At 33.9% G+C, this 22328-nt stretch carries 20 protein-coding genes and 1 other annotated feature; all 20 genes read left to right on the top strand.

Annotated elements, in window-relative coordinates; all coding sequences use genetic code 11:
- Positions 1-55: 55 nt before the first annotated feature.
- The 20 genes from SPD48_RS13550 to lspA all read left to right on the top strand — a co-directional run bounded on the left by SPD48_RS13550 (position 56) and on the right by lspA (position 22323).
- Entirely contained in the window at positions 56-1999 is a 1944-nt protein-coding gene (locus SPD48_RS13550) for a stage V sporulation protein D (RefSeq protein ID WP_336258824.1), read from the top strand.
- A 54-nt stretch (positions 2000-2053) separates the two neighbouring features.
- On the top strand, positions 2054-3523 hold the full coding sequence (locus SPD48_RS13545) for a UDP-N-acetylmuramoyl-L-alanyl-D-glutamate--2,6-diaminopimelate ligase (protein WP_336258661.1): 1470 nt from the start codon (positions 2054-2056) through the stop codon (positions 3521-3523).
- Positions 3524-4879: a UDP-N-acetylmuramoyl-tripeptide--D-alanyl-D-alanine ligase gene (locus SPD48_RS13540; protein WP_336258660.1), complete on the top strand. Its 1356-nt coding sequence runs from the start codon at positions 3524-3526 to the stop codon at positions 4877-4879. It abuts the gene before it with no gap.
- A 38-nt stretch (positions 4880-4917) separates the two neighbouring features.
- On the top strand, positions 4918-5907 hold the full coding sequence (gene mraY / locus SPD48_RS13535; protein WP_336258659.1) for a phospho-N-acetylmuramoyl-pentapeptide-transferase: 990 nt from the start codon (positions 4918-4920) through the stop codon (positions 5905-5907).
- Positions 5904-7256: a UDP-N-acetylmuramoyl-L-alanine--D-glutamate ligase gene (gene murD, locus SPD48_RS13530; protein ID WP_336258658.1), complete on the top strand. Its 1353-nt coding sequence runs from the start codon at positions 5904-5906 to the stop codon at positions 7254-7256. Before mraY ends, murD begins: the two co-directional genes overlap by 4 nt.
- Before the next feature lie 125 nt (positions 7257-7381).
- A complete protein-coding gene (gene spoVE / locus SPD48_RS13525) occupies positions 7382-8443 on the top strand; it encodes a stage V sporulation protein E (protein ID WP_442962159.1) in 1062 nt (353 codons plus the stop codon).
- Positions 8444-8571: 128 nt separating this feature from the next.
- Positions 8572-9315 carry a cell division protein FtsQ/DivIB gene (locus tag SPD48_RS13520; RefSeq protein ID WP_336258656.1) on the top strand — a complete coding sequence of 248 codons (744 nt, stop codon included), beginning with the start codon at positions 8572-8574 and terminating at the stop codon, positions 9313-9315.
- A 29-nt stretch (positions 9316-9344) separates the two neighbouring features.
- Complete coding sequence (gene ftsA, locus SPD48_RS13515; protein ID WP_336258655.1) at positions 9345-10619, top strand: cell division protein FtsA; 1275 nt, start codon at positions 9345-9347, stop codon at positions 10617-10619.
- Positions 10620-10688: 69 nt separating this feature from the next.
- The gene (gene ftsZ / locus SPD48_RS13510) at positions 10689-11825 is read left to right on the top strand and encodes a cell division protein FtsZ (RefSeq protein ID WP_336258654.1); all 1137 of its coding nucleotides are present in this window, start codon (positions 10689-10691) and stop codon (positions 11823-11825) included.
- Between the two features lie 648 nt (positions 11826-12473).
- Complete coding sequence (spoIIGA, locus tag SPD48_RS13505) at positions 12474-13397, top strand: sigma-E processing peptidase SpoIIGA (protein WP_336258653.1); 924 nt, start codon at positions 12474-12476, stop codon at positions 13395-13397.
- Positions 13398-13420: 23 nt separating this feature from the next.
- Entirely contained in the window at positions 13421-14134 is a 714-nt protein-coding gene (sigE, locus tag SPD48_RS13500) for an RNA polymerase sporulation sigma factor SigE (RefSeq protein WP_336258652.1), read from the top strand.
- A 150-nt stretch (positions 14135-14284) separates the two neighbouring features.
- Positions 14285-15070, top strand: coding sequence for an RNA polymerase sporulation sigma factor SigG (gene sigG, locus SPD48_RS13495; RefSeq protein WP_336258651.1), 786 nt, complete (start codon positions 14285-14287; stop codon positions 15068-15070).
- Between the two features lie 106 nt (positions 15071-15176).
- The gene (locus tag SPD48_RS13490; RefSeq protein WP_336258650.1) at positions 15177-15443 is read left to right on the top strand and encodes a YlmC/YmxH family sporulation protein; all 267 of its coding nucleotides are present in this window, start codon (positions 15177-15179) and stop codon (positions 15441-15443) included.
- Between the two features lie 122 nt (positions 15444-15565).
- A complete protein-coding gene (locus SPD48_RS13485) occupies positions 15566-16234 on the top strand; it encodes a YggS family pyridoxal phosphate-dependent enzyme (RefSeq protein WP_336258649.1) in 669 nt (222 codons plus the stop codon).
- A 24-nt stretch (positions 16235-16258) separates the two neighbouring features.
- Positions 16259-16690 carry a cell division protein SepF gene (locus SPD48_RS13480; RefSeq protein ID WP_336258648.1) on the top strand — a complete coding sequence of 144 codons (432 nt, stop codon included), beginning with the start codon at positions 16259-16261 and terminating at the stop codon, positions 16688-16690.
- 4 nt (positions 16691-16694) lie between these two features.
- The gene (locus SPD48_RS13475) at positions 16695-16961 is read left to right on the top strand and encodes a YggT family protein (RefSeq protein WP_336258647.1); all 267 of its coding nucleotides are present in this window, start codon (positions 16695-16697) and stop codon (positions 16959-16961) included.
- A 6-nt stretch (positions 16962-16967) separates the two neighbouring features.
- Positions 16968-17744 (top strand): YlmH family RNA-binding protein, encoded by a 777-nt coding sequence (locus SPD48_RS13470; protein WP_336258646.1) that lies wholly within the window; start codon positions 16968-16970, stop codon positions 17742-17744.
- Between the two features lie 111 nt (positions 17745-17855).
- Positions 17856-18347 carry a DivIVA domain-containing protein gene (locus SPD48_RS13465; protein WP_336258645.1) on the top strand — a complete coding sequence of 164 codons (492 nt, stop codon included), beginning with the start codon at positions 17856-17858 and terminating at the stop codon, positions 18345-18347.
- Positions 18348-18449: 102 nt separating this feature from the next.
- Positions 18450-18665 (top strand) — a binding site (T-box leader).
- A gap of 79 nt (positions 18666-18744) precedes the next feature.
- A complete protein-coding gene (gene ileS, locus SPD48_RS13460; RefSeq protein WP_336258644.1) occupies positions 18745-21510 on the top strand; it encodes an isoleucine--tRNA ligase in 2766 nt (921 codons plus the stop codon).
- 345 nt (positions 21511-21855) lie between these two features.
- The gene (gene lspA, locus SPD48_RS13455) at positions 21856-22323 is read left to right on the top strand and encodes a signal peptidase II (RefSeq protein ID WP_336258643.1); all 468 of its coding nucleotides are present in this window, start codon (positions 21856-21858) and stop codon (positions 22321-22323) included.
- Positions 22324-22328 lie beyond the last annotated feature (5 nt).

Raw genomic sequence — 22328 nt, 5'->3', positions numbered from 1 at the left:
ATTAAAAATTCATATAGTAGATACAAGCTAATAAACATAAGGAGATTTGTTTATGATGAAGCATGTATCTACTTTTCTAATTAAAAAAAGAATTATTTTTACTTTCCTCTTATTTGGAGTTGTTATTGTTATTATTCTTATTCGATTAGGTTATGTTCAATTTGTTATTGGACAAGACATTACGGATAAGGCAACTGAATCATGGCTAAGAGATATTACTTTTCGAGCAGACAGAGGAAATATTCTTGACGTAAATGGAAATGAGTTAACAAAAAATATCTCGGCACCATCGGTTATATTAATTCCGAGACAAATCAGTGATAAGCAATCGACAGCAAACCATTTATCTACTATTTTGGATTTAACTGAAAAAGAAGCATATGAGTATGTTACGAAAAACGCTTCTAGTGTGGAAATTCATCCAAAAGGAAGAAAAATTTCAGAAGAACAGGAAGAAAAGTTACAAGTACTTAACCTTGATGGCGTTTATTTAGCGAAAGATTCTAAAAGACATTATCCATATGGGAATTATTTATCACATGTCCTTGGTTTTACCGGAATAGATAATCAAGGATTAATGGGCTTGGAATTAGAGTATGACGAGCAATTGAAAGGTACAGATGGAAGTTTGTCATATTATTCAGATGCAAAAGGAAAGCAAATTGAGGACTCTTCCAATGTGTATAAGTCTCCAAAAGACGGATTGCATTTAAAAACTACAATTAATTTAAATGTACAAACAATTATGGAAAGAGAACTTGATTTAGCAGAGTTAAAATATAATCCAGATGGTGCTCTTGCAATTGCAGTCGATCCAAAAACAGGTGGTATTTTAGGAATGTCAACTAGACCTAATTTTTACCCTGATAATTATAAAGAAGTTGATACACATATATTTGATCGTAATCTGCCTATTTGGAGTACATTTGAACCAGGTTCTACATTCAAGATTATTACGCTTGCTGCTGCACTTGAAGAACAACTGATTGATCTTGAGGACGATCATTTCTATGATAAAGGTCATGTAATGGTCGGAGGGGCAAGGTTAAGGTGTTGGAAAGCAGGTGGTCATGGAAGTCAATCGATGTTGGAAGTTGTTCAAAACTCCTGTAACCCTGGTTTTGTGCATATAGGATCTAAACTTGGAGAGAAAAAATTGTTCCATTACATACGAAAATTTGGTTTTGGATCTAAAACAGGAATTGATTTACAAGGCGAAGGGACTGGAATTCTATTTAAGCCTGAACAAGTTGGTCCAGTTGAATTGGCGACAACTTCATTTGGACAAGGAGTGTCCGTAACACCGATTCAGCAAGTGATGGCAGTAGCAGCTACCATAAATGGTGGTTATTTATATGAACCCCATATAGCAAAAGAATGGATAGATCCGGTTACGAATGAAGTTATTCAATCAGTGGAACCAATTTTAAAAGAAAGAGTCATATCGGAGTCAACTTCTAAACAAATGCGATATGGGCTGGAAAGTGTAGTTGCACAAGGAACAGGTAGACCAGCATATGTCGATGGGTATCGTTTGGGTGGTAAAACGGGTACCGCACAGAAAGTTGGACCAGATGGACGGTATATGACTAATAATCATATTGTATCATTTATTGGTTTTGCACCTGCTGATGATCCACAGATCGTAGTGCTGGTATCCATAGATAACCCAAAAAATACGGTCCAGTTTGGAGGCGTTGTAGCGGCCCCAATTGTTGGAAGAATTATTGGTGACAGTTTACGTACTTTAAATGTACCAATTAGAAAAGATGGTTTAGATAAAGAGTATGTTTGGCCCGAACAGCCAAAGCGGGCAGTTCCAGATTTAATCGGTTTAACAAAAGAAGACGTTTTACAAGATCTTTCTAACTTCTCCATTGAAGTAAGAGGGGAAGGTGACGTCATAATTGACCAGTCACCAGAAGCAGGAATTAAAGTGGATGAAGGTACTAAAATAAGAGTCTATTTATCTAACAAAATAAATCGTGAAAATAATTAATTTCTGCTATAATAGAAATCGCTATGAAATTTTATAAGAAGAAGGGATTAACGAATGCAATTACAAGAACTTCTTTCAACATTACCAGTATATAAATCCAATAAACAAATAAACGATCTAAAAATAAACGGGATTAAAATGGATCATCGAGAAGTGAAACAAAATGATGTTTTTATTTGTATTAAAGGATTTACAGTTGACGGGCACATATTTGCTGAACAAGCGGTCGAAAAAGGTGCTACCGTTATTGTAACTGAAGAAGAACTAGATATTAATCATGCAATAATTATTGTTGTACCAGATACAACAAGAGCACTTGCACTTTTAGCTGCGAAGTATTTCAGCTATCCAACAGAAAAATTCCCTTTAATTGGGATTACAGGCACTAATGGAAAAACAACGATAACTTATTTACTTGAAGAAATATTTAAAGAACATGGTAAAAAAACAGCTCTTATTGGTACGATACAAATAAAAATCGGCGATAATTCGTACCAAGTGAAAAATACAACTCCAGATGCTCTTCACCTACAGCAGACTTTTAATAGAATGGTTGAGGAGAAAGTAGATATTGGGATGATGGAAGTATCGTCTCATGCACTTGATCTTGGACGTGTTTATGGGACAGATTTTGATATTGCTGTTTTTACAAATTTAAGTCAGGATCATCTTGATTATCATCACGATATGGAAGATTACTTGCGAGCAAAAACATTATTATTTACTGGATTAGGCAACTCATACAAACAGGAGAAATATGCAGTATTAAATGCTGATGACAAACATAGTAAGAAAATTAAACAAAGTACAGCGCAACCAATAGTTACATATGGAATCGATAATGAGTCGGATGTTATGGCAACTAATATTGATATTCAGTTGCGACATACTTCGTTTACATTAAAAACTCCGTTTGGAAATATTGACATTACGAGTAAGCTAATCGGTGCATTTAATATTTATAATATGTTAGCTGCAGCTTCAGTAGCTCTGTTGCGGAAAATACCGTTATCGACAATTAAAGCAGCACTTGAAAAAATTCAAGGGGTCGATGGAAGATTTGAACAAGTTACAGAAGGGCAAAATTTTGCAGTTATAGTCGACTATGCACATACCCCAGATTCTTTAGAAAATGTTTTACAGACAATAAAAGAGTTTGCGGAAAGAAAAGTATATGTGGTTGTTGGCACAGGGGGAGATCGAGATCGTACCAAACGTCCGCTTATGGCAGAAGTTGCTTTAAAATATAGCGATACAGCTATTTTTACATCAGATAACCCTCGTACAGAAGATCCGACTGCGATTTTAAACGATATGACAAAGGATTTAACGAATACAAATTATACAGTTATCGAAAATCGAAAAGAAGCAATTAATTATGCAATTAGTCTAGCTGATTCGGGTGATGTTGTTCTAATTGCAGGTAAAGGTCATGAGACTTATCAAGAAATTAACGGAGTTCGTTATGATTTTGATGATCGTGTTATTGCTAGTGAGGCTATAAAACAGAAGGGAACTATTTAAGTGTTTACTTTAAACGATTTACAAGAACTTTTTCCTAGAACAAAAGGAAATATATCGACTAATTTCACGATTGAAAAAGTGATAACGGATAGTAGAACAAAAACTGAAAATGCATTATTTGTTCCAATTATTGGGAATACATTTGACGGACATAAGTTTATACAACAAGCTATTGAAAATGGAGCAATTGCAGCTTTATGGGATGAAAAAGTAGAAATACCGAATCATTTACCTGAGGGTTTTGTCATTTACACAGTTGGTGATACGATCGAAGCTTTACAACATTTGGCAAAAGCATATAGAAATAAAGTAAATCCAATTGTAATTGGGATAACAGGCTCAAACGGTAAAACTACTACGAAAGATTTAATAAAATCTGTTTTGCAAACAAAGCGTAAAACACATGCTACTGCTGGGAATTTTAATAATCATATTGGATTACCATTGACCATTTTAGAAATGCCGGCAGATACCGAAATATTAATTACTGAAATGGGAATGAGTGATTTTGGTGAGATAAAAACTCTATCGAATATCGCCATGCCAGATTATGCAATAATTACGAATATCGGAGAGTCACATATCGAACATTTAGGCTCACGCTCAGGTATTGCTGAAGCTAAGCTAGAAATTCGTCATGGTTTAAAGGAAGATGGTATTTTACTAATTGATGGGGATGAAATATTACTAGAAACAATTAAAGCGGAAGCTAACGTTATTTCTTGTGGAATGGCTGATACAAACACAGTTGTTATTTCGAATATTTCGGTTCAAGATAACGTTACTGACTTTTCCTTGAATGGAGAACAATTTACAATACCATTACTAGGCGCACATCATGCAAAAAATGCTTCATTTGCTATAACAGTTGCTAGAGATTTAGATTATGACAAAATAAATATCCAAAAAGGACTCAAAACTTTTAATCAGAGCACGATGCGTTTTGAAAAAATGACAGGGAAAAATGGAGCCACAATCATCAATGATGCATATAATGCTTCGGCAACATCAATGAAAGCTGGAATTGAAGTAGTAAAGCAATTATCCGGTTTTAAGCATAAAGGGCTTGTTCTAGGAGATATATTAGAATTAGGAGAGCATGCGAAGACATTACATTTGACGGTTGCCGATGTAATTGATGAGTCGATTCAATTTGTGTATACTTTTGGAGAGAGTGCAAATGAAATTTCGGCTCTTGTAAAAAATGAACATCCTACTATTCGTTGTAAGCATTTTTTAACAAAAAGTGATTTAACTCATGAATTAAGCAAAGAATTAAATGCTGATACATTACTTTTCTTTAAAGCTTCAAGAGGAATGAAATTTGAAGAAATAATTGAAAGTATTTTGGAATAGATTGGACGGTTAATTTAAAAAGGAGGGGCAGAATTCAAATGAGTTTATATGTAGTGATCATGGCATTAGCGATTAGTTTTTTAATTACCGTCCTACTTTGTCCAATTTTTATACCGTTTTTACGACGGTTAAAGTTCGGACAGAGCATACGAGAAGAAGGACCAGAGTCACATATGAAAAAATCGGGGACACCGACAATGGGCGGAGTCATGATTGTTATAAGTATTACACTAACGGCCTTAATTCTCATGTATAAATTTATAGAAGTCCCAGCCAGTTTTGAATTTTGGTTATTGTTGTTTGTATTAATTGGCTATGGGCTGCTAGGTTTTCTTGATGACTTTATCAAAGTTGCTTTAAAGAGAAATTTAGGATTAACTTCCAAACAGAAGTTAGTAGGGCAATTGATTATCGCTATTATATTTTATATTACATTACGATTAAATGATTTTCCGACTTATGTTAAAGTTCCCGGAACTGATCTTCAATGGGAGCTAGGTTGGATGTATGCATTATTAATCATTTTTATGTTAGTAGGTTCATCAAATGCAGTGAACTTAACGGATGGGTTAGACGGTCTACTTGCAGGTACAGCAACAGTAGCATTTGGAGCATTTGCTTTAATTGCTTCCTACCATTATCCACATTTTGAAATTATTACGATTTTTTCACTAGCAGTTGTTGGTGCATTAATCGGCTTTTTAGTGTTTAATGCGCATCCTGCAAAGGTGTTTATGGGAGATACTGGTTCATTAGCATTAGGCGGTGCTATTGCTGCCGTAGCGATTTTAACGAAAATGGAAATAATCTTAGTTATTATTGGTGGAGTTTTTGTGATCGAAACTTTATCAGTGATTATTCAAGTAATTTCATTTAAAACTACTGGTAAGAGGGTCTTTAAGATGAGTCCCTTACATCATCACTATGAATTAAAAGGTTGGTCAGAATGGAGAGTAGTAATGACATTCTGGCTCGTTGCAATTATTTTTGCGACGATTGGAATTTTTATTGAGGTGGCATTAACATGAAAAAAATATCTCATTTTCCATATAAACATGTGTTAGTTTTAGGATTAGCAAAGAGTGGGACTGCTGCAGCAAATGTCCTGCTTCACAATGAAATAAATGTACGGGTAAATGATTATAATACACGGGAAGATGCAGATGACGTTCAAATGCTTAGAGATAAGGGTGCGGAAGTTGTAGTTGGGTCGCACCCCATTTCTGTTTTAGAAGAGATTGAATTGATCGTAAAAAATCCAGGAATTCCTTATGATAATATAATTGTTGCGGAAGCACTTGAAAGAAACATCCCAATCATAACTGAAGTCGAGCTCGCTTCATTGCTTGCTAAAGAACATAGGATAATTAGTATTACTGGTTCAAACGGTAAGACAACGACAACAACATTGGTCTCCGAAATGCTGGATCATAGTAATCAAAAAGTCAAGCTAGCAGGGAATATAGGTGTTGCATCGATTGAGGTAGCGCAAGATTTAGAAGATGATGAGAAATTGTTATTGGAGTTATCTTCGTTTCAGTTACTCGGAATACAATCTTTTAAACCTCATGTTGCTGCGCTCTTGAATCTATATGAAGCTCATATCGATTATCACGGCTCGGTAGAAAATTATATTGAAGCGAAAAAAAATATTTTTCGTAATCAAACATCAGAAGATTTTCTTGTCTATAATATCGATGATGAAACAGTAGTAGCAGCAGTCCAAGAAGCTAAGGCAATGCTAATCCCCTTCTCTGTAAGTAAAATACAACCTGAAGGGGCATACGTAAAGGACAAGATCATTTATTTTAAAGAAAAGCCTGTACTTTCTCTTGACCAAGTAGTCTTAGTTGGTAAACATAATCTAGAAAATATCTTGGCTGCGGTATGTGTAGCTTTACTCAGTGGTGCAACAATAGAAGGGATTCAACATGTTTTACGAACGTTTAGTGGTGTGAAACATCGCTTGCAATTTGTTGAAAAAATTAATGATCGACTTTTTTATAATGATTCGAAGGCAACTAATATTTTAGCTACACAGAAAGCCTTAGAATCATTTACTCAACCAATTATTTTACTCGCAGGCGGATTAGATCGTGGAAATTCGTTTGACAGTCTAACACCATTTATTACAAACGTAAAAGCAATGGTATTATTCGGAGAAACAGCCAATAAACTAGAGCAATTTGCTGAGCAAGTTGGAATTTCACAAATATGTTTAGTTGAAGATGTGAAGGAGGCTGCTTCGGTAGCATACAATATTTCAGAAAAGGGAGATGTTATATTATTATCACCAGCTTGTGCTAGTTGGGATCAATATAAAACATTTGAAGAAAGAGGGGACATGTTTATCCAAGCTGTGCATATATTAGCATAGGGGGACAACTCTATTTCTTCATAAATAATCTGATTGTATGCAATCCCCCTATTTTAACTTTAGGGGGTTTTTTCTTGTATAAATTACTTACAACCCATAATAGATTACCGGATCTTACATTACTTATGACTGTTTTAATTCTGTTAATTACAGGACTTATTATGGTGTATAGCGCTTCACATGTGTGGGCCGAATATAAATATAATGATCCTTTTTTCTTCGTTAAAAGACAACTTTTATTTGCAGGTGTAGGTGTTGTAGGGATGATTATTGTTACTTTCATTCCTTATCAATTCTGGCAAAAATATGTAAAAGTAATTTTGTTAATTTGTTCTGCATTACTATTACTCGTTTTAATTCCGGGAATTGGAATAGTAAGGGGAGGAGCACAGAGCTGGATTGGTATTGGAGCTTTTAGTATCCAACCTTCTGAGTTTATGAAACTTGGTCTTATTTTGTATTTAGCTAGTTACTTAACATTACATCAAAAACATATTACCTCTTTTTGCAGAGGTTTCTTTTTACCAATTACATTTATTTTTATCGTTTTTGCGATTATTATGTTACAACCTGATTTCGGAACAGGCGTAGTTTTAGTTGGAACATGTGTGTTAATGATTTTTATCGCGGGTTCAAGAATTACTTATTTTGTATATTTGGCAATATTCGGTTTGGTAGGATTTACATTATTGATTATATCGGCACCTTACCGAATTAGTAGAATCACTGCCTATCTTAATCCATGGGAAGATCCATTAGGAGATGGATTTCAAATTATTCAATCATTATATGCGATTGGGCCTGGGAAATTAATGGGTGTAGGATTTGGAAACAGTTTACAGAAGTATTTTTACCTTCCAGAACCTCAAACTGACTTTATTTTTGCTATTATAGGAGAAGAGTTTGGTTTTATTGGTGCAATGATAGTCATGTTATTATTTTTATTACTTTGTTGGCGAGGCATTTCCGTCGCTTTGGGAGCATATGATTCTTTTGGACGATTTGTAGCATTTGGTATTATCACGATGATTACGATTCAAGTGATGATAAATGTTAGTGTTGTTATTGGACTGATCCCTGTTACGGGTATAACATTACCATTTTTAAGCTATGGTGGTTCTTCCCTCACATTAACATTATGTTCAGTTGGTATTTTATTAAATATTAGTAGATATACGAAAAATTAAAATTTAATTACATTATGTGACTCTAGTATATGTTTTGATATGAAATATGATATAATTCATGTATTATCTATATTTATCTAATCTAAAACTCCTAACAGGTATGTAAAATTTATAAAGGAAGATATAAAATGGAAAAAAAGAAGATTGTTTCCATAGAAGATCGTATTCCTAAATTAAAAGAAGCAAGAAAAAAGAAGGCAAACAGAAGGCTACTTTTTTATCTTTCTATTTTTTTCTTGTTAATCTCCATAATTATTTATTTACAATCGCCATTAAGTTATATCAAAAATATTGAAGTAAATGGAAATGATGTAATTAAAAAGGAGGATGTTGTAAAACTAAGTGGTTTAACAACAAGTTCAAATATTTGGGTTATGAATAAGCAATCTATTATAGATTCAATGGAAAGTCATCCAATAATTGAAACGGTCGAGGTGGAGAGAAAGCTGCCACAGACGGTTCAATTGAAAATCAAAGAATATAACATAGTTGGCTATATTAAATCAGATTTAGAATTTCATCCTGTTTTGGAAAATGGTATGATAATAACAACAAGTAATTTGAATAATATAGGTGATGGGCCTTTGCTTAACAATTTTAACGATGAACAGTATTTGCAAAGGATGGTATCAGAATTAAGTAAGCTTCCTCCTGATATTTTTGATTTAATTTCAGAGATTTCTTGGGAGCCAACTGACAAAAACAAATATAAAATTATGTTATTTATGAATGATGGATTTATGGTTGACGCTACAATCAGAAATTTTGCAAGTAAAATGGCGGCTTATCCATCGATTGTTTCACAACTTGATCCTAAAGAAAAAGGAATTGTACATATGGGTGTAGGAGCCTACTTTGAAAAAATAGAATAATTGATTTGTTGATAGTGGAGGTGCCTTAATTGAGTAATGGAGAAGTGTTAGTCAGCTTAGACATTGGAACATCGGAAATAAAAGTGATCATTGGAGAAGTATTAAAAGATTCATTAAATATTATTGGTGTAGGTACCGCAAAGTCTCAAGGGATGAGAAAAGGAGCAATCGTTGATATAGACGAAACGGTTCATTCGATTAAAAATGCCATTGAGCAGGCTGAACATATGGTCGATATGAGTATTGACCGAGTGATTGTCGCTGTTAACGGTAATCATGTTGAACTTCATTCTTGTCACGGTGTTGTGGCGGTTCAAAGTGAAAACCGTGAAATTGGCGAAGAAGATGTTACTCGAGTCATTGACGGTGCCCAAGTTATTTCTATTCCTCCAGAGAAAGAAATTATTGATGTAATTCCACGCCAATTTATTGTAGATGGTTTGGATGAGATTACAGATCCACGCGGTATGATTGGTGTCCGCTTGGAAATGGAAGGGACAATTATAACTTGTTCTAAAACTGTTTTACATAATATTTTAAAATGCGTAGAAAGGGCTAACTTAAATATTACAGACATTTGTTTACAGCCGATCGCTGCCGGTTCCATTGCTTTGTCAAAAGATGAAAGAAATTTAGGAGTTGCTTTAATTGATATCGGTGGAGGTTGTACAACGATCTCTATTTTCCAAAATGACCATCTAGTTACAACATCCGTTATTCCTCTTGGGGGAGACAACATAACAAAAGATTTATCTATTGGTCTTCGAACAACAACAGAAGAAGCAGAAAATATAAAAATTACATATGGACATGCTTATTTTGATACTGCACTACAGGATGAAACGTTTGAAGCTACAATAATTGGAAGTAATCATAAAGAAGTATACAATCAATTACAAATTTCTGATATGATTGAAGCAAGACTTGAAGAAATTTTTGAGCTTTCAGAAAAAGAAATTAGAAGAATGGGGTTCCATGATTTACGTGGAGGCTACGTACTGACTGGTGGTACAGTGAAAATGCAAGGAGTACTAGAGTTAGCCCAAGACGTCTTTAAAGCAAATGCTAGAATTGCTATACCAGATTATATTGGGGTTAGAGAGCCACAATATACTGTAGGTGTAGGGACGATTCAATTTGCACATCGTAATGCAAAAATTCAAGGGAAGGATTTATATCCTTCATTAATCGTTAACCAACAGCCGTCTAGTACACATCGGAAAACTACGAACCAACAGCAGTCAGTAGAGGAAGATTCAAAGCAATCAAAAGTAGCTAATTTCTTTAAATCATTCTTCGAATAACGTATATAACAGATAAAAAACAATTAATAATCGCTTCCATAACTAGTGATTTACATAGGAGGACTAACCATGTTAGAATTTGATACGAATACGGACCAACTTGCTACAATTAAAGTTATCGGTGTTGGTGGTGGTGGAAATAATGCTGTCAATCGCATGATCGATCATGGGGTAGAAGGTGTCGAATTTATTGCAGTTAACACGGATGCCCAAGCATTGAATCTATCAAAAGCAGAAATAAAATTACAAATTGGTGAAAAATTAACAAGAGGTCTTGGAGCCGGAGCAAATCCTGAAGTAGGAAAAAAAGCGGCTGAGGAGAGCAGAGAGCAAATTGAAGAAGTACTTCAAGGTGCAGATATGATTTTTGTAACTGCTGGAAAAGGTGGAGGAACCGGTACTGGTGCTGCACCTGTGATCGCTCAGATCGCTAAAGATTTAGGTGCATTAACAGTAGGTGTTGTTACACGACCATTTTCTTTTGAAGGAATAAGAAGGCAGAAACAAGCAAAAGCAGGCATAGATGCATTAAAAGAAGCTGTGGATACGTTAATTGTTATTCCAAATGACCGTCTATTAGAAATAGTCGATAAAAACACACCAATGTTAGAAGCATTTAGAGAAGCAGACAATGTACTTCGCCAAGGGGTGCAAGGAATTTCAGATCTGATCGCAAAACCTGGACTTATTAACGTTGATTTCGCCGATGTGAAAACAATTATGTATGATAAAGGATCGGCATTGATGGGAATTGGTGTGGCAACAGGAGAAAATCGTGCTGTTGAAGCAGCGAAAAAAGCTATATCTTCTCCTTTATTAGAAACATCAATCGATGGGGCACAAGGTGTTCTAATGAACATTTCTGGTGGTCCTAGTCTTAGCCTCTTTGAGGTACAGGAAGCGGCCGATCTCGTTACTTCCGCAGCAGATGATGAGGTTAATGTGATTTTTGGGAATGTTATTAATGAAAATTTAAAAGAAGAGGTAATTGTTACAGTTATAGCTACAGGCTTTGATGAAACGAAAAAACAACAGCCGAGAAAACAAGCTCAAGCTCGTACCTCAGCTTACCAACAACAGGCAGCAGCAACTCGTACAAATGAACCGAGGGAAAGAGAGCCAAAGCAAGAAGAGGCTTATCACCAACATGATGAAGAAACTTTAGATATACCAACATTTTTAAGAAATCGTAATCGAAATAAATAAATAGTAAAACCAAGCATGTTTATCATGCTTGGTTTTTTCATTCTTTGTCCTATCTTGTCGGCGAAAGATTTTAACGGCAAATAATAGAATTAGTAAGATCAGTTACAGAAAAGGTAAAATGTCTTTCTATATTCTTCTATATTTATGATTTCCTAATGGCCCTATGCTCTCCTTTCCAAATGAGCGGTTTCCTCGAGAACAAATTTAGCCTCCATACCCTGGGCAAGGAGTATGTCAACATTATCCGTTACAATCGTTTTTAGTCGAACTTCGTTATTTTCGCTCTCGGGGGGGCTTTATTGTTTTGCGCTGTTCTTGCTGAAGTTTTCCCCAGAAAATGAATGGATTCTTACGATTAATAAAAGATTCTATAATTAGGGATAATCATTTTCATTTTTACCACAACAATTGAATTGAAACCTTTTTATTTATCTGGTAATGGTTAAAATTATCATTTAAATGATAGGTTGGACACCTATATTTAATCTACTTTGATCAAACTCCCCAAGTTTTTTTGACAAAATTTCTTATAAGTTGGAGGAAAAAATACCTCCTTACGTACAAGATGTGACATCCTTTTTTTATATACTCTACTATACTATTAATTACAAAAGGGAAGTTAGAGAATGTCTGGAAGGACAGAGTCAATTGATTATCTATTTAGATCTAATTATACTCCTCAATTTACTCTTTAACGTAATGATTTTATTATTAACGAAATACTTGGCGAGAGTTCAACTCACTATCTATCGCTTACTATTAGGAACAATTATCGCTACTTTACTCGTTCCAATCCTTATTTATTTTCCACAATCTTTTTTTAATTCATTTTTAGGAAAAGCTTTATATTCAATCTTTATTATTATCTGTACGTTTGGGTATAGAGGGGTGCAACAGTCACTTAAGCAATTATTTTTATTTTATTTCATTTCTTTTACAGTTGGAGGTGGTTTATTCGGTTTACATTATCTTGTCCAAGATATTACTGGCAGTCAAACAACTAATTTCTTATTAAATGTTAGAAATATATATGGAGACCAAGTGAGCTTGCTTCTCATTATTATCGGTTTTCCGATTGTTTGGTTATTTACGAAAAATCGCATGGACAGGCATGTTAAAGATAAAATTAAATACGATCAAATGTATAAATGTGTACTTTCGTTTAACAATCAATTGCACCAAACGATTGGATATATCGATAGCGGCAATCACTTAGTTGATCCATTGTCAAATCGACCTGTCGTTGTTAGTGATGAACCCTTCATAAGAAAATTTTTCAATGAAGAGGATTGGATGATGTTGAGAAACGCCATTGTTAATAACGACATTTCAACAATACCAAGTGTTGTAAAAAGCCGAATTTCCATTGTTCCTTTCCAAGGAGTGGGAGGAAGTAATGATTTTCTATATACAATACGACCGGACAAACTAACTATATTCTATGAAGAAAATATAATTGAAACAAATAATGTTCTAATCGGTATTCAGCTAGGGAATTTAACTGCCGATCAACATTATCATTGTCTTTTGCATCCGCAAATCATTCATTTACATGCGATAAAAAGTGCATAATAATATGAGAAGGAGAATTAGCAGTGTGGAAATATCGTTTAAGAGTATGGTGGAATAATTTTTTAATTAAAATAGGAATTAAAAAAGACGAAATATATTATATTGGTGGAAAGACAGTTCTTCCTGCTCCTTTAGAAAAGGAGGAGGAGAGGAATCTTCTCGAACGATTACCTACAGGGGATAAAGTTGCCAGAGCAACGCTAATTGAACACAATTTACGCCTCGTTGTCTATATCGCTCGTAAATTTGAAAACACAGGAATCAATATTGAAGATTTAATAAGCATTGGTTCTATCGGATTAATTAAAGCAGTAAATACGTTTGATCCCGATAAGAAAATAAAATTAGCAACATATGCTTCTCGATGTATTGAAAATGAAATATTAATGTACTTAAGGAAAAATAATCGGATTAAAACAGAGGTTTCTTTTGATGAACCTTTAAACGTAGATTGGGATGGAAACGAATTATTATTATCTGATGTCCTAGGAACAGAAGAAGATATCATTACAAAAGGTCTAGAAACAAAGGTCGATAAGCAACTGTTAGTAAATGCATTATCTACATTGAATGTAAGAGAAAAAAGAATTATGGAATTAAGATTTGGTCTTATTGGAAAAGAAGAAAAAACACAAAAAGATGTTGCAGATATGTTAGGGATCTCTCAATCCTATATTTCGCGTTTGGAAAAAAAGATTATAAAAAGATTGCAAAAAGAATTCAAGAAAATGGTATAGATGTAAAAAAGTTTGTGGAGAGATATTACTATACAGGACAGCAATATGTCCGTTTTTCAGGAGTATAAATGGTAAAGTGTGTTGCATAAATAATACCTCTTCCGGAGATACTGACCATGAGCAGTATGACAAACCGGGAGGGTAAAGAGAATGCTAAGACATAAGGTAGAAATATGCGGTGTGGATACATCTAAACTTCCAGTCTTAAAGAATGAAGAAATGCGGAAGCTCTTTAAGCAAATTCAGCGAAATGAAGATGTTACTACAGCTCGTGAAACACTAGTAAATGGAAATTTAAGATTAGTGTTAAGCGTTATTAAACGATTTAATAATCGTGGTGAAAACGTAGATGACCTATTTCAAGTTGGATGTATTGGGCTTATGAAATCGATCGACAATTTTGATCTTAAACATAATGTTCGTTTTTCAACATATGCAGTTCCAATGATAATTGGAGAAATTAAAAGATACTTACGAGATAATAACCCAATTAGAGTTTCAAGATCGTTACGTGATACTGCTTATAAAGCATTACAAGTAAGGGAAAAACTTATTAGTAAAACTCAGGAGGAACCGACTCCGGCTCAGATAGCAAAAGAAATGGGTGTACCTCATGAAGATGTCGTATTCGCAATCGATGCAATTCAGGATCCAGTATCTTTATTTGAGCCTATTTATAATGATGGTGGTGATCCAATATATGTTATGGATCAAATAAGTGATGATACTGAATCCGATGATAAATGGGATGATCACTTATCATTAAAAGAGGGAATGCACCAATTAAATGAAAGAGAAAAATCTATTTTAAACAAACGATTTTTCCAAGGAAAGACACAGATGGAGGTTGCAGAGGAAATTGGAATATCCCAAGCTCAGGTTTCACGGCTTGAGAAGGCGGCAATTGAACAAATGAATGTAGATATGTTTGAATAATATATAGAATTATGAAAAGAAAGAAACAGGATATAAGGGCCTGTTTCTTTTTTTATGAAAATTATTTTAGACGTTATCATATACATATAATGAGGTGGTGATTAATTTGGTTACATTATCAGAATTACAAGAAAAGGAAGTTGTTTTAATGCAAACTGGGAAACGTTTAGGGTTTATTGATGATTTAGAAATTGATGAACAAAACGGTTTAATCACAGCACTCGTAATTATAGAACGGCAAATGAAAGGATCTTTTTTTAATAAACCAGAAGAAAAAGTAATTGCATGGAATCAAATTGTAACAATTGGTACAGATATTATTCTTATCACTGAAGAAAAGAACGGATCTCCGACAAATAATGGCATAAATTAGACGGATTTAATGAAGAATTTTTATATTATGCTAAAATAGAGGTAGAAATTTCTGCAATGATGGAATTTCATAATTTAAATCTAATATTTTAGATAATATATGTACAGGAGAGTATGTCTTCAATGAGTGTTTCAGAGAATTTAGCATCCATTCAAGAGAAAATTGAACAGGCTTGTGTAAGAGCAAATCGCCAAGTTGATGAAATAACAGTTATTGGCGTGACAAAATATGTTACAATAGAACGAACAGAAGAATTAATTGCAGCAGGAATCACGAATATTGGCGAAAATCGTACGGAAGAATTATTACATAAATATGAAGTGATTCAAGATAAGGCAGACTTTCACTTTATAGGTACATTGCAATCAAGGAAAGTAAAGGAAGTAATTGGAAAAGTGAAGGCTATCCATTCATTAGATCGATTATCTATAGCTAAACAAATTAATAATCGATCTCATGACCCGGTTGATTGCTTCTTACAGGTAAATGTTAGTGGAGAAGAGAGCAAACATGGATTAAAGCCGGAAGATGTGCTCTCATTTATAAAAGAGCTTCAACCATATGAAAAAGTAAAAGTGGTCGGTTTAATGACAATGGCACCGCATGTAGATGATGAGCAGGAAATAAGAAGTGTATTTCGAAGATTGGCTATTATTCGAGATGAAGTGATGCGTGAACAAATTTCTAATGCACCTTGCAATTATTTATCAATGGGGATGAGTAATGATTATGAAATCGCAATTGAAGAAGGCGCTACACATATTCGAATCGGCTCAAAATTAGTAGGATGAAAAACCTAAGAGGAGTTGCTTCTAATGAGTTTAAAAGAAAAATTTAAAAACTTTTTTAATACGGATGAAGAGTATGAATATGTTGAAGAAATTGAAGTAGACGAGCCCGAAGACCAACAATTTACAAAAAAGACAAGTAAAAATGTAGTCAGTCTATCTGCTATTCAACAGCCGACCTCCAAGGTTATTTTATGTGAACCGAAATCGTATAACGAAGTTCAAGAAATCGCAGATAATTTATTAAATAGGCGAGCAGTTGTTATTAATTTACAAAGAGTAGACCATACTCAAGCTAAAAGAATAGTTGATTTCTTGAGTGGTACCGTTTACTCTATTAAAGGAGATATTCAAAAGTTAGGGCATGAAACATTTTTATGTACACCTGATACAGTAGATGTTACGGGAACAATATCAACTGTATCATTGGAAGAGGATGAAATGAAAAAGGGATGGTAAGTACATGGCACAAATAGTCGGTTTAATTAGTGGTGCAATTAGCATCTACAGTTATGCATTAATTATTTATATTTTAATGTCTTGGTTTCCAGGGGCTCGTGAATCTCAGATTGGGATGTTTTTAGGTAGAATATGTGAGCCTTATTTAGAACAGTTTCGAAAAATAATACCTCCAATAGGGATGATCGACATATCTCCAATTGCTGCAATTTTTGTATTGCAATTGGCACGAGTTGGTGTATTTGAATTATACAGAATGATTGGTTGGTAAGTAAAAGTGAGTATATACCAACATTTTAGAAAGCATGAACATCCATTTGTTGATCAGGTATTATCCTGGAAAGAGCAGGTGGAACGGACTTATTCTCATTATTTAACCGATTTTTTAGATCCGAGAGAACAACAAATTGTCAGTAGTTTAATCGGAAGCAAAAATGAAACAATGAAATATTCATTTTTTGGTGGAGGTAATACCGAGCGTGGACGCGCATTAATTGTTCCGTTTTATGAAGAAATTAGTGAAGAATTGTTTAATATAATTTTGTTAGAAGGACGTTTTGATCCTAAATTTAATAAAGTAAAACATAGAGATATTCTTGGTGCATTTATGTCATTAGGTATTGAACGTAGGAAATTAGGAGATATTTTTGTTGCAGACGATTATTTTCAACTTATTGCAGCTAAAGAGCTGTCTACTTATATAATGATGAATCTTACTCAAATTAATAATGTTGGTATTCGTTTAAAAGAAAAGAATCTTTTAAAACTTATGGAGAAAACGGATGAATGGATAACATCTGGACAAACTGTTTCTTCTTTACGATTAGATGTAATCGTAAAAGAAATTTATAGAATGTCTAGGAAAGATGCTGTGCAATATATAAAAGGTAACAAAGTAAAAGTAAACTTTACGGATGTAGATGACCCATCTATGCAAGTAATTGTTAATGATTTAATTTCAGTACGTGGCTATGGACGAAGTAAGATCATTACTATTGATGGAAAAACAAGAAAAGATAAGATAAAAATAACAACTGCAAAATTAAAAGCATAAAAAGTATAGAAATAAGATGTTGAATCATTTAATATGTATTATAATAGAAAAATATGTTAAACAGAGAATGTTTGTGAACTATGCTAGCAAATTTCAGGAGGTGTTGATCTAATGCTTTCTCCAATAGATATACATAATAAAGAATTTACGAGACGCATCAGAGGTTACAGTGAAGATGAGGTAAATGAATTTCTGGATCAAATTATTAAAGATTATGAAATGACTATTCGTGAGAAGAAACGCTTAGAAAAAGAAGTGGAAGAATTAAACGAAAAAATAGGACATTTCACAAACATTGAAGATACACTAAATAAGTCCATTTTGATTGCTCAGGAAACTGCCGAGGAGTTAAAAGCAAACGCTCGAAAAGAGGCAAAACTTATTATTAAAGAAGCAGAAAAAAATGCAGATCGGATTATAAATGAATCCCTTGGTAAATCTAGAAAAATTGCGGTAGAAATGGAAGAATTACAGCGTCAGTCAAAAGTTTTTCGAACTAGATTAAAGATGTTAATTGAAGCACAGCTTGACATGGTAAATAATGATGATTGGGAACAATTTTTAGAGACGGCTGAAGATGAATCAGAAATCCTAGCTGAATAAAATGTTATACTGAGGATGCCAATAGTTTTGTTGTATGAATAAAGCTTTATTGTGCTATAATAATATTATTATAAAATCGCGTAGTAAATTTAATAAACGTTTATAAATACGATGAAAGAAATAGTATAAGAGAAAAAAGACTGGTAAAGCGAGTTAGGGTTGGTGGGAGCCTAATCCAGTCATTCTTTTAGAAGATCATTCTGGAGTAGCCAATTGAATTCAGTAGATTTGGCCGGATGATTCACGTTACGAATATAAAGTGAATATAATATATATTATATTTATAAGGGTGGTACCGCGGGTTTCCTCGTCCCTTTAGGGATTTTGAGGATTTTTTTGTATTATAAAAGAAATAAATTTTTTGACATGTGAAACTCTGAAGGAGGATAAATTTTAAATGGACTATAAAGATACACTACTAATGCCAAAAACAAAATTCCCAATGCGAGGTAATTTACCTAATAAAGAACCTTTACGCAGAGAAGAATGGGATCAAAATAAAATATATGAAAAAACGCAAAAAAGAACAGAAGGAAGACCTTTATTTGTTTTGCATGATGGACCACCATATGCGAATGGGGACTTGCATATTGGACACGCGTTAAACCAAATTTTAAAAGACTTTATTGTACGGTATAAATCGATGTCAGGTTTTCACGCACCATATGTTCCAGGTTGGGATACACATGGATTGCCGATTGAAACAGCATTAACTAAAAACAAGAAAATTGATCGTAAAAAGATGAGCACAGCTGAGTTTCGTCAAAAATGTGCTGAATATGCACTTGAACAAGTAGATCGACAGCGAGAACAACGGAAACAACTAGGTGCTACAGGTGATTGGGATAATCCGTATATTACATTAACGAAAGATTATGAAGCTGCTCAAATTAAAGTATTCGGAGAAATGGCGAAAAAAGGATATATTTATAAAGGACTAAAGCCTGTTTACTGGTCACCTTCTTCAGAATCTGCTTTAGCTGAAGCCGAGATTGAGTATCAAGACAAGCGTTCTCCGTCTATCTATGTTTCATATGATGTAACAGACGGACATGATTTATTGGAAAACGGAACGAAAATTATTATTTGGACGACAACTCCTTGGACAATTCCAGCAAGTTTAGGGATTAGTTTACATCCTGACTTAGAATATGTTGTGGTAGACGTAAATGGTGAAAAATATGTCGTTGCACACGATTTATTAGAAGCAATTGCTGAAGAGCTTGATTGGGATAACTATAAAGAAGTTCGTACATTTATGGGCCGTCAAGCAGATAAAATAATTGCAAAACATCCATTCTATGATCGTGACATAATTGTTATGCTTGGTACACATGTAACTACTGAAGCAGGTACAGGTTGTGTTCATACAGCACCAGGTCATGGGGAAGATGACTTTTATGTATCGAAAAAATACGATGTTGAAGCATTTTGTCCAGTTGATGATCGTGGCTACTTCACGAGTGAGGCGCCTGGTTTTGAAGGAATGTTTTATGATGATGCAAATAAAGCGGTAACAGATAAATTAAAAGAAGTAGATGCTTTATTAAATTTAAAATTTATTACGCATTCATATCCGCATGATTGGCGCACGAAAAAGCCGACTATTTTTAGAGCTACATCCCAGTGGTTTGCTTCCATTAAAGATTTCCGACAAAATATTTTGGACGAAATTAAGGAAGTAGAATGGCACCCGCATTGGGGAGAGACCCGTCTGTACAATATGGTTAGAGACCGAGAGGACTGGTGTATCTCGAGACAGCGTACATGGGGGGTACCGATTCCTGTATTCTATGGTGAAGACAATACACCGATCATCACGGATGAAACTGTTGATCATGTCTCCAATCTTTTCAGAGAACATGGTTCAAACATTTGGTTTGAATGGGATGCAAAAGATCTATTGCCAGATGGATTTACATCCGAACACAGTCCTAATGGTCAGTTTACAAAAGAAACGGATATTATGGATGTTTGGTTTGATTCCGGTTCATCTCATGAAGCAGTATTGAAACAACGTCCGGAATTACATCGACCGGCTGATATTTATCTTGAAGGTAGTGACCAATATCGCGGATGGTTTAACTCATCACTTTCTACAGCAGTTGCTGTTACAGGGAAATCACCATATAAAGGAATTCTAAGCCATGGATTTGTTTTAGATGGTGATGGTAGAAAAATGAGTAAATCATTAGGAAATATTATCCCACCTGCAAAAATTTTGAAACAGCTAGGGGCTGATATTTTAAGATTATGGGTTGCTTCGGTTGATTATCAAGCAGATGTAAGAATTTCACAAGATATTTTAAAACAGGTTGCTGAAAACTATCGTAAAATCAGAAATACATTTCGTTTTATGTTAGCTAATTTGGCTGATTTTGATCCAAGTAAAGATGCTGTAGCAGAAAAGGACTTAGAAGAAGTAGACCGCTATATGTTACATCGTCTACAGAGTTTAGTATCCAATACTAAAAATAATTATGATAATTATGATTTTGCTGATGTTTTCCATGACATTCATAATTATATTTCAATTGATTTAAGTGCGTTCTATCTAGATTTCGCAAAAGATATTCTATATATTGAAGCGGAAAATAATCATAAACGCCGTAGCATTCAAACGGTATATCATGAAACATTAGTTTCAATTGTTAAGTTACTGACTCCAATTATTCCGCATACGACTGAAGAAGTATGGGAATATATTAATGGAGTAGAGGCTGAGTACGTTCAGCTTACAGATATGCCGGAAGTACACGAAGTCGAAAATTTTGATCAAAAAGAACAAGAAAAATGGAATCACTTCATGAAAGTACGCTCAGATGTGTTGAAATCACTTGAAGAAGCACGTAACGATAAAATTATCGGAAAACCATTAGAAGCAAAAATTACGATTGAAGCAAATGATGATTTTACGAAGAAAGTATTGGAGTCAATCCCGAATATTCACCAACTGCTAATTGTATCTGAAGCAGTCATTAATCAATCTCACTCACAAGCAAAAGATTATAAAACGGTTCGTATATTCGTTGAAAAACACCCAGGTGAAAAATGTGAACGATGCTGGATGTTATCTGATACTGTTGGACAAAATGAAAAACATCCAGAACTTTGTACACGTTGTGCTGAAGTTGTCGATGAACACTATAGTCATTTAGTGTAATTAGAAAATTATTTATTTCAAATAACATATAAGAATCTGCTCGCTTTTCTATGGATTTGCTGCAAACTGTTCAATTCCTGATTAGTTATGGGAATGGTAAGTGCAGAGAATGTACTAATATTAATTGATGACATCACCTGTTAGAACATAAAATCAGCAGGTGATCGTTGTCATAATGTATGAAGCATCTTTCCAATGGAAACTGACAGATTCTTTTCTTTTTCCTCTTAAAATATGAATTAGGTAGCCACTTTTCTTTTTTCTTAGTATCTCTCCAATATTATATATATAGATTTTGTAAATTACATGTGTTTTTAAGATTGGTCGCAGTTCGGAGGAATGAATATGAAACGATATTACATACTAGCATTACTAGTCATTATTTTTGATCAGTGGACAAAATGGCTTATCGATAAGAAAATGGAAATATATGAGAGTATTCCAATTATAAATAATTTCTTTTATATTACTTCACATCGAAATACAGGAGCTGCCTGGGGTATTTTAAAAGGACAAATGATTTTTTTCTATATCATTACTGTAGTCGTTGTGATTGGTATTATTTATTATATGCAAACACATGCCAAAGAAAATAAATTACTGGCGATATCGTTAAGTTTAATTTTAGGAGGGGCAATTGGTAACTTTATTGACCGATTGTTTAGAAAAGAAGTAGTAGATTTTTTAGACTTTATTATTATTAACTACGATTTTCCAATCTTTAATGTGGCAGACTCTGCATTATCGGTAGGGGTTATTCTTGTTTTGCTTGTTACTTTTCTCGATGAAAGAAAAGCGAAAGAAAGGAAGTAATTCAT

It is taken from the genome of Pseudogracilibacillus sp. SE30717A (assembly GCF_037071985.1).
GTDB lineage: Bacteria > Bacillota > Bacilli > Bacillales > Amphibacillaceae > Pseudogracilibacillus.
The sequence above is the reverse complement of the archived record's forward strand: the minus strand, read 5'-3'. Positions and strand labels throughout refer to the sequence as shown.

Coding starts and splice junctions, on each gene's coding strand:
- SPD48_RS13550 (WP_336258824.1), top strand. CDS start 56: ATGAAGCATGTATCTACTTTTCTAATTAAAAAAAGAATTATTTTTACT.
- SPD48_RS13545 (WP_336258661.1), top strand. CDS start 2,054: ATGCAATTACAAGAACTTCTTTCAACATTACCAGTATATAAATCCAAT.
- mraY (WP_336258659.1), top strand. CDS start 4,918: ATGAGTTTATATGTAGTGATCATGGCATTAGCGATTAGTTTTTTAATT.
- murD (WP_336258658.1), top strand. CDS start 5,904: ATGAAAAAAATATCTCATTTTCCATATAAACATGTGTTAGTTTTAGGA.
- spoVE (WP_442962159.1), top strand. CDS start 7,382: ATGACTGTTTTAATTCTGTTAATTACAGGACTTATTATGGTGTATAGC.
- SPD48_RS13520 (WP_336258656.1), top strand. CDS start 8,572: ATGGAAAAAAAGAAGATTGTTTCCATAGAAGATCGTATTCCTAAATTA.
- ftsZ (WP_336258654.1), top strand. CDS start 10,689: ATGTTAGAATTTGATACGAATACGGACCAACTTGCTACAATTAAAGTT.
- sigG (WP_336258651.1), top strand. CDS start 14,285: ATGCTAAGACATAAGGTAGAAATATGCGGTGTGGATACATCTAAACTT.
- SPD48_RS13485 (WP_336258649.1), top strand. CDS start 15,566: ATGAGTGTTTCAGAGAATTTAGCATCCATTCAAGAGAAAATTGAACAG.
- SPD48_RS13480 (WP_336258648.1), top strand. CDS start 16,259: ATGAGTTTAAAAGAAAAATTTAAAAACTTTTTTAATACGGATGAAGAG.
- SPD48_RS13475 (WP_336258647.1), top strand. CDS start 16,695: ATGGCACAAATAGTCGGTTTAATTAGTGGTGCAATTAGCATCTACAGT.
- SPD48_RS13465 (WP_336258645.1), top strand. CDS start 17,856: ATGCTTTCTCCAATAGATATACATAATAAAGAATTTACGAGACGCATC.
- ileS (WP_336258644.1), top strand. CDS start 18,745: ATGGACTATAAAGATACACTACTAATGCCAAAAACAAAATTCCCAATG.
- lspA (WP_336258643.1), top strand. CDS start 21,856: ATGAAACGATATTACATACTAGCATTACTAGTCATTATTTTTGATCAG.